Origin of the sequence: Agromyces tardus (assembly GCF_003710805.1) — a bacterium.
Taxonomy (GTDB): domain Bacteria; phylum Actinomycetota; class Actinomycetes; order Actinomycetales; family Microbacteriaceae; genus Agromyces; species Agromyces tardus.
In genome coordinates, this window is the sequence record NZ_RHHB01000039.1 from 23,786 (window position 1) to 31,209 (window position 7,424).

The 7,424-nt window shown below is 73.5% G+C and carries 4 protein-coding genes and 1 pseudogene; 3 read left to right on the plus strand and 2 right to left on the minus strand.

The features are described 5' to 3' along the window. Window positions 1–38 precede the first annotated feature (38 nt). Both EDM22_RS19670 and EDM22_RS14980 read left to right on the plus strand, forming a co-directional pair. Window positions 39–617, plus strand: a complete 579-nt coding sequence (locus tag EDM22_RS19670; RefSeq protein WP_170964157.1) for a hypothetical protein — start codon at window positions 39–41, stop codon at window positions 615–617. After that, entirely contained in the window at window positions 614–1,921 is a 1,308-nt protein-coding gene (locus EDM22_RS14980) for a type III PLP-dependent enzyme domain-containing protein (protein ID WP_122937890.1), read from the plus strand. The genes EDM22_RS19670 and EDM22_RS14980 overlap by 4 nt, the downstream gene beginning before the upstream one ends. Before the next feature lie 94 nt (window positions 1,922–2,015). On the opposite strand, the gene EDM22_RS14985 is transcribed toward EDM22_RS14980, so the two are convergent. Together EDM22_RS14985 and EDM22_RS14990 are read right to left on the minus strand one after the other, a co-directional pair. Next, window positions 2,016–3,821 carry an ABC transporter ATP-binding protein gene (locus tag EDM22_RS14985; protein WP_122937891.1) on the minus strand — a complete coding sequence of 602 codons (1,806 nt, stop codon included), beginning with the start codon at window positions 3,819–3,821 and terminating at the stop codon, window positions 2,016–2,018. Continuing rightward, the gene (locus EDM22_RS14990; RefSeq protein ID WP_245989437.1) at window positions 3,818–5,893 is read right to left on the minus strand and encodes an ABC transporter ATP-binding protein; all 2,076 of its coding nucleotides are present in this window, start codon (window positions 5,891–5,893) and stop codon (window positions 3,818–3,820) included. The genes EDM22_RS14985 and EDM22_RS14990 overlap by 4 nt, the downstream gene beginning before the upstream one ends. A gap of 456 nt (window positions 5,894–6,349) precedes the next feature. Between EDM22_RS14990 and EDM22_RS14995 the strand changes: the two are divergent. Then, a pseudogene (locus EDM22_RS14995) lies at window positions 6,350–7,424 on the plus strand (hypothetical protein); the annotation flags it as partial.

Here is a 7,424-nt window from a genome sequence, read left to right on the forward strand (position 1 = left end):
CCGATCCGCTCGATCGCCCGGGCCGCGAGGCTGGCGATATGTCTGGAGCAGCACGTGGTCGGGTACGCGAGTGGGTCGCGCGGTATCTCCCGCTCGAGCTCCTCGGCACTCTCGGCGCGCTCCTCGGCGCGTCGCTCGCGTTCGGGCTGACGGACTCCCTCGTCGTCGCGGCGCTGGCCGGGACGATCGCCGAGACGGTCGGCTACTACGCGCTGGCGGCGGTCCGCGGCATCCGTGCCCACCTCGCCGCCGACCGGGTGCGGCGCGTGCCGTCGCGCCCACGCCGGGCGCTCCTCGCAACGGGCCTGGAGCTGCGCTCGCTCGCGGCCGAGTTCGGACCCGCCGAGGTGCTCGACACCGTGCTCGTGCGTCCGGCGCTCATGTTCGCCGTGCCGGCCGCGTGGGGCGGTCACCCCGCCGCGTGGCTCGTGGGCAAGCTCCTCGCGGACGTCGTGTTCTACGTCGTCGCGATCGTCTCGTTCGAGCTCGGCCGTCGCGTCATCCTGCCGGCCCCATCGGATGCCGCACCCGCACCCGCAGCCGCACCCGCACCCACACCCGCACCCGCAGCCGCACCCACCCACCGCTCGCCCATCCTGGAAGCCGCACTCCGATGACACTCCACGACCAGCTCGTCGGGTCCACCCGCCCGCGCCGCCTCGCCCGCGACGGACGGCCCGTCGCCCAGGGCCGCGCACCCGCGGAACGCCCTCCGCATCGCGAGCTCGTGCGACGCGAACTCGCCGCCTACGCGTCCCGCATCCGCCTGCACGAGCTCGTGCGCGAGCACGGTTCGCCGCTCTTCGTGCTCGACCGCGACCGGGTCACCACCCAGCTGCTCGAACTGCGTCGCGAGCTGCCCGACGTGCGCATCCACTTCGCGACGAAGTCGCTGCCCCACCCCGCCGTGATCCGCGCGGTCGACGCCTTCGGGGCGAGCTTCGAGGTCGCGTCCCGCGGCGAGCTCGACCTGCTCGAGCGCGAGGGCGTGCAGGTCGGTCGATGCCTGCACACCCACCCCGTGAAGACGGTGGCCGACATCACGAGCGCGTACCTGCGCGGCATCCGCACCTTCGTCGTCGACAGCCCCTCGGAGGTCGCGAAGTTCGCGGGCCTCCCCTGCTGCGACGTCGGCGTGCTCGTGCGGCTCTCGTTCCCGAACCCGGGCGCCAAGTCCGACCTGTCGTCGAAGTTCGGCGTGGAACCGGATGCCGCGGCCGCGCTCGTGGACCTGTGCCTGCGTTCGCGCCTGAAGGTGCGCGGCTTCACGTTCCACGTCGGCAGCCAGACCACCTCGGCCGAACCCTGGAAGCGCGCGATCGCCCGCACGCTCGAGCTCATGCGCACGCTCGAGGAGCGGCACGACGTGCGGTTCGAGCTGCTCGACCTCGGCGGAGGGTTCCCGGTCGCATACGACGAGCCGGTGCCGGCGCTCGGCGAGCTCGCCCGCGGCATCCGCGAGGCCCTCGCCGCCGCGCCCGAGCACCTCGCGGTCGTCATCGAGCCGGGGCGCTTCGTGTCGGCGCCCGCGATGACCCTCGTCACCCGCGTGGTCGGCACCAACGACCGGCCCGACGGGCGCTGGCACTACCTCGACGACGGGGTCTACGGCGCCTACTCGAACATCCCCGCCGAGGACGTGCACGCGCCCATCTTCGCCGCGGCCGAGCTCGGCGCGCAGCCTGCGAGCGAGGACGCGTTCGAGCGCGCCACGCGCCGCATCCTGACCCGCACGCGCGTGCCCGTCACCCTCGCCGGACCGACCTGCGACAGCGTCGACGTGATCGCCCGCGGGCTGCCGCTGCCGCCGCTCGGCGGCGGCGACCTCCTCGTGAGTCCCATGATGGGCGCCTACACGTGGGCCACCGCGACGGGGTTCAACGGCATCGCGCCGACGCCCGTCGTGGTCGTGGGGCACTGAGCCACGCGGGCGGATGACGCAGGGCGGATGACGCAGGCACCCGGCCCGCGGCATCCGCCCCGCTGCTCGTGGGCTCCGCCCCCACCTCACCCGGTCACACGAGCGAGTCGCGCCACGCGGCGTGCATCGCCGCGAACCGGCCCGTGCCCCCGATGAGCTCGGCGGGCGAGCCGTCCTCGACGATGCGGCCGTGCTCCATGACGAGCACCCGGTCGGCGATCGCGACCGTCGAGAGGCGGTGCGCGATGATCACGGCGGTGCGGTCGGCCAGGAGCGACTGCAGCCCCTCCTGCACGGCGCGCTCGCTCGGGATGTCGAGCGACGACGTGGCCTCGTCGAGGATCAGCACGGCCGGGTCGGCGAGGAACGCGCGCGCGAACGAGATGAGCTGGCGCTGCCCGGCGCTGACCCGTCCGCCGCGCTTGTTCACGTCGGTGTCGTACCCGTTCGGCAGGCCCTCGATGAACTCGTGGGCGCCCACCGCGCGGGCCGCTGCGACGATCTCGTCGAAGGTCGCGTCGGGCTTGCCGAGCGCGATGTTGTCGGCCACCGATCCCGAGAAGAGGTACGCCTCCTGCGTGACCATGACGATCGCGCGACGCAGGTCCTTCGGGTGCAGCTGCCGCAGGTCGACCCCGTCGAGTTCCACGACGCCGTCGCTCGGGTCGTAGAACCGCGCAATGAGCTTCGCGAGGGTCGACTTGCCGGCTCCCGTCGAGCCCACGAGCGCGACCGTCTGGCCGGCCGGGATCGTGAGGTCGAACCGCGGCAGGATGACGCGCTCGGGCGTGTACGCGAACTCCACGCGCTCGAAGCGCACGGTGCCGTCGGCCTTCCACAGGTCGACGGGCCGCGCGGGGTCGGGCACGCTCGGCTGCTCCTCGAGCACGCCCGAGATCTTCTCGAGCGCGGATGCCGCGGACTGGTACCCGTTGTAGAACATCGCCATGTCCTCCATCGGGTCGAAGAACCGCCGCGTGTAGAGCAGCGTCGCGAGCAGCACGCCGATCGCGAGGCCGCCGTCGATCACCCGGAACCCGCCCACCAGCAGCACGACCGCGACGGTCGCGTTTCCGATGAGGATGAGCCCGGGGTCGTAGATGCCGAACAGCTGGATGACGCGCGCGTTGACGTCGCGGTAGTCCTCGACGAGCCGCCCGAACTCCTTCTGGTTGCGCCGCTCGGTGCGGAACGCCTGCACCGCCCGGATGCCCGTCATGGTCTCGACGAACTGCACGATGAGCTTCGCCGAGGCCACCCGCGAGCGCCGGAACAGCGCCTGCGAGCGCTGCTGGAACCAGCGCGTGAGGATCACGAGCGGCACGAGCGCGCCGACGAGCACGAGCCCCGACACGGGGTCGAGCACGACGAGGGCGATGCCCGTGAACGCCATGTACAGCACGCCGCGCACGAGCTGGTTGATGCCCTCGTCGAGCAGTTCGCGGATCGCGTCGAGGTCGCTCGTCTGCCGCGAGATGATGCGCCCCGAGGTGTACGACTCGTGGAACTCGAGCGACAGCTTCTGCGTGTGCAGGAAGATGCGCGTGCGCAGGTCGAGCAGCACCGCCTGGCTGATGCGCGCCGAGAGGCGGATGTACCAGGCGATGAGGAACGCGCCCACGATCCCCGTGAACAGGTACGCGAGGCCGGCGAGGCCGACCGGCATCCAGTCGCCCTGCGTGAGCGCGGGCAGCCCCGTGTCGATGCCGTACGCGATGAGCGCCGGCCCGGCGACCTGCGCGGCCGTGGAGACGACGACGATCGCCATCGTCAGCCACAGGCGTGCCCGCACGGGTCGCAGCAGCGATCCGAGCAGCCGCAGCGAACGCGCGCGGATCTGCTGCGATTCGTCCTTCGTGAAGTCGTGGCGTTCCTCGCCCGCCACACCGGTGACGCTCATCGGGCCACCCCCTCTCGGTCGGTCAGACCTCGTTCGTCGAGGTCGGGTTCGGTCAGTTCTCGCAGGGCGGATGCCGCGGCATCCGCCCGCTCGCCGTCGTCGGCCATCGCGGCGGCGATCGCCTCGGCGTCGTCGCGCCGCCCGTCTCGCGGGGCGCGGCCGACGCGGTCGGATGCCGCGGTCGCCTGCCGGCGCTCCTCGTCCTCGAGCGACGAGATCACGAAGCGGTAGTGCTCGCTCTCGCGCAGCAGCTCGGAGTGGGTGCCCACGGCGGTGATGCGTCCGTACTCGAGCAGGGCGACGCGGTCGGCGAGCATCACCGTCGACGGGCGGTGCGCCACGATGAGCGCGGTCGTCGAGGCGAGCACCGAGCGGAGCTCCGCCTCGACCTTCGCCTCGGTCGACACGTCGAGCGCCGACAGCGGGTCGTCGAGCACGAGCACCGCCGGCTTCGCCGCGACCGCGCGGGCGAGCGCGAGCCGCTGGCGCTGGCCGCCCGACAGGCTCATGCCCTCCTCGCCGACCTTGGTGTCGACGCCGTCGGGCAGCCCGTACACGAAGCCGGCCTGCGCGATGCGCAGCGCCTCGGCGAGCACGCGCTCGGCCTCCGCGAGCACCTCGGGGTCGCCGGATGCCTCGTGCGGCCCGTCGCCCGCGGCATCGGCCGTGCCCGCGGCATCCGCCCCGCCGTCGCCCGTCAGCTCGGGACGCCCGAGCAGCACGTTGTCGCGCACCGACGCGCTGAACAGGGTCGCGTCCTCGAACGCCATCGCGATGTGCGTGCGCAGCTCCTCGCGGCTGAGCGCGCGGATGTCGACGCCGTCGAGCGTGATCGAGCCGGCGGTGACGTCGTAGAGGCGCGTGGTGAGCGCCGTCATGGTGGTCTTGCCGCTGCCGGTCAGGCCCACGAGCGCCATCGTCTCGCCGGGACGCACCTCGAGGTCGACGCCGTCGAGCAGGTCGTCGAAGCGGTCGGGCGCGTCCTGGTAGCGGAAGTGCACGTCGCTGAAGACGAGCTCGCCGCGGGGGCGCTCGACCGAGACCGGCCGCTCGGGGTCGGTGATCTCGTTGCGGGTGTCGAGGATGTCGAAGAAGCGGTCGGTGGCGGTGCGCGCGTCGAGCGAGAACGCGAGCAGGAAGCCGATCGACTCGATCGGCCACGCGAGCACGGCGGCGGTCGCGAAGAACGCCACGAGCTCGCCCACCGTGAGCACGCCCTGCGACGCGAGCCAGACGCCGAGCACGAGGCACACCGAGAGCGCCGCGGCGGGCACGACGATGAGCCACGTCCAGATGCTCGCGTCGAGGCGCGCCTTCTCGATCTCGGTCGACCGCAGCGTCTCGGCCTGCGCGCGGAACGTCGAGAGCGCGTGCTTGCCGCGCCCGAACGCCTTGAGCACGCGGATGCCGTGCACCGACTCCTCGACCGCGGTGGCGAGGTCGCCCGCCTGGTCCTGGCTGCGGCGCGACACCTCCGAGTACCGGCCCTCGAAGCGGTAGCCCACGATCCACAGCGGCACGGATGCCACGAGGAACACGAGTCCCAGCATCCAGTTCATCGAGACGAGGATGCCGATGCCGATCACGATCACGACGAGGTTCACGACGAGCAGCACGAGGCCGAACGACAGCCACCGGCGGATGATGTTGAGGTCGCTCACGGCGCGCGAGAGCAGCTGGCCGCTCGGCCAGCGGTCGTGGAAGCTCACCGGCAGGTCCTCGAGCTTCGCGTACAGCGCGTTGCGCATGCTCGCCTCGACGCGGGTGCCGGGCGTGAGCACGAACCAGCGGCGCAGGGCGATGAGCACCGCCTCGAGCACGCCGAGCCCGAGCACGAGCAGCGCGAGGGGCACGACGGATGCCGCGTCGCCGTCGGTCAGCGGACCGTCGACGATCGACTGCAGCACCTGCGGGATCGACAGGGCGACGAGCTGCGCCGAGAGCGACGCGAGCATGCCGAGGCCGATCCAGGGCAGGGCCGGACGCGCGTACTCGCGCAGGCGCAGCAGGGCGCGCACCGTTCCGATGCGCTGCGCGTGGGGCGGATGTTGGTGTTGGGGCTCAGCGGACACGCCGAATCCTTCCGAATGCCGCGACGGGGTCGGCTGCGGCCGGCCTCGTCGGTGGAGAACGTCGATGGAGCGCGCGGGATTCCGCGCGCCATGACTACGGGGGATCCCCCGCGGGATGGAGTCAGCCGGCCGGGGCCGGCGCGTGAGGGCTCGGGTCGCTACCCGGCGACGTACGTGATCGGAGAGGCCGTCGGGAGGACAGCGCCGAACGCCGCGGCGTCGCGGGCGATGATGTCGGCTGTCTGCATGATGTCCTCCTGCGTCGTGGTCACGAACTCGTTCGGCTCCGGATGGTTCCCCGGGAAGCCAGCCCTACAGGCTATAGGTCGAGGGATCTGGCATGCAAGACCCATCTCTGGATACGCTGACTCGACCCGTCGCTCGCCCGGATGCCCGGACCCTTCCTTCACCCTGCGCACCCCCGCACGCGCGCGACCCGGACGATGAGGAGGTCGCGTGGCCGCGGCACGCTTGCTGGTGGCGCGCGGACGCGCGCGCGCCGGCGTGCTGGCCGGCATCGCGGCGGTCGCCGTCGTGCTCGCGGGCCTCGGCACGATCGTGGGCGGGCTGCTCCTCGCCGCGCCCGTCGACGCCGTGCGGGCGGGCCTGGCGGCCGCGTCCGGCGCCGACGGGTCGCTCCGCTGGCAGACGCGCCTCGACGACGATCCCGATGCGCAGTCGGATGCCGCGGCGCAGCTGCTCGACCGGCTGCTGCTGCCGTCGGGGGCCATCTGGGAGCGCAGCGTGCAGACGCTGCCCGTCGCGGCCACCGCCGACGGGCGCCCCCTGCAGGCCGACGGCGCCGACGTGGGAGCCGTGCTGCTCGCCGACCCCGCCGCACCGCACCGGGCGCAGCTCGTGGACGGCATATGGCACGACGACCCGGGGGCGGCGGATGCCGCGACGGCGGCCGGTCCCGGAGCCGTTCCGGCCACGGTGCAGGCCGACGCCGCGGCCGCGACCGGCGTGGCGCCGGGCTCGGTGCTCGAGCTCGGCGGCATCCGCCTCGTGGTCGTCGGCACGTGGGAGCCCGCCGCGGCCGGCGACCCCGCGTGGATGGGCGACCCGCTCGTCGCCGGCGGCGTCGCCGACGGGGGCGCCGGTCCGTTCCTCGTCGCCGACGACGTCGTGGCGGGCCTCGAGGCCACCGCGTTCGCACGGTGGACCGCGCTGCCCGACGCCGACGCGGCGACGCCCGACAGCGCCGTCGCGCTCGCTGCCGCGTCGGCACGCGTCGAACCGGCGCTGCGCGACGAGGCCGCGCTCGGCGGCGACGGCATCATCCGCTCGGGCGCACTCGACGACACGCTCGCGGAGCTCGCCGCCGGCATCGGGGCGATGCGTGCGGTCGCCCCACTGCCGCTGCTCCTGCTGGGCGTCGCCGGCGCGATCTCGCTCCTGCGCCTCGCGGCCCTGCTCGGCACGGAGCGGCGCGGCGAGACCGTGCTGCTGCGCGCGCGGGGCGCCTCCGCCACGGCGCTCGGCCGCGACGCGGCCGTCGAGGCGTTCGTCGTCGCCGCCCCCGCCGCCG

Excerpts from the sequence above, each read along its gene's own strand:
- EDM22_RS19670 (WP_170964157.1), top strand. The coding sequence starts at position 39 with ATGTCTGGAGCAGCACGTGGTCGGGTACGCGAGTGGGTCGCGCGGTAT.
- EDM22_RS14980 (WP_122937890.1), top strand. The coding sequence starts at position 614 with ATGACACTCCACGACCAGCTCGTCGGGTCCACCCGCCCGCGCCGCCTC.
- EDM22_RS14985 (WP_122937891.1), bottom strand. The coding sequence starts at position 3,821 with ATGAGCGTCACCGGTGTGGCGGGCGAGGAACGCCACGACTTCACGAAG.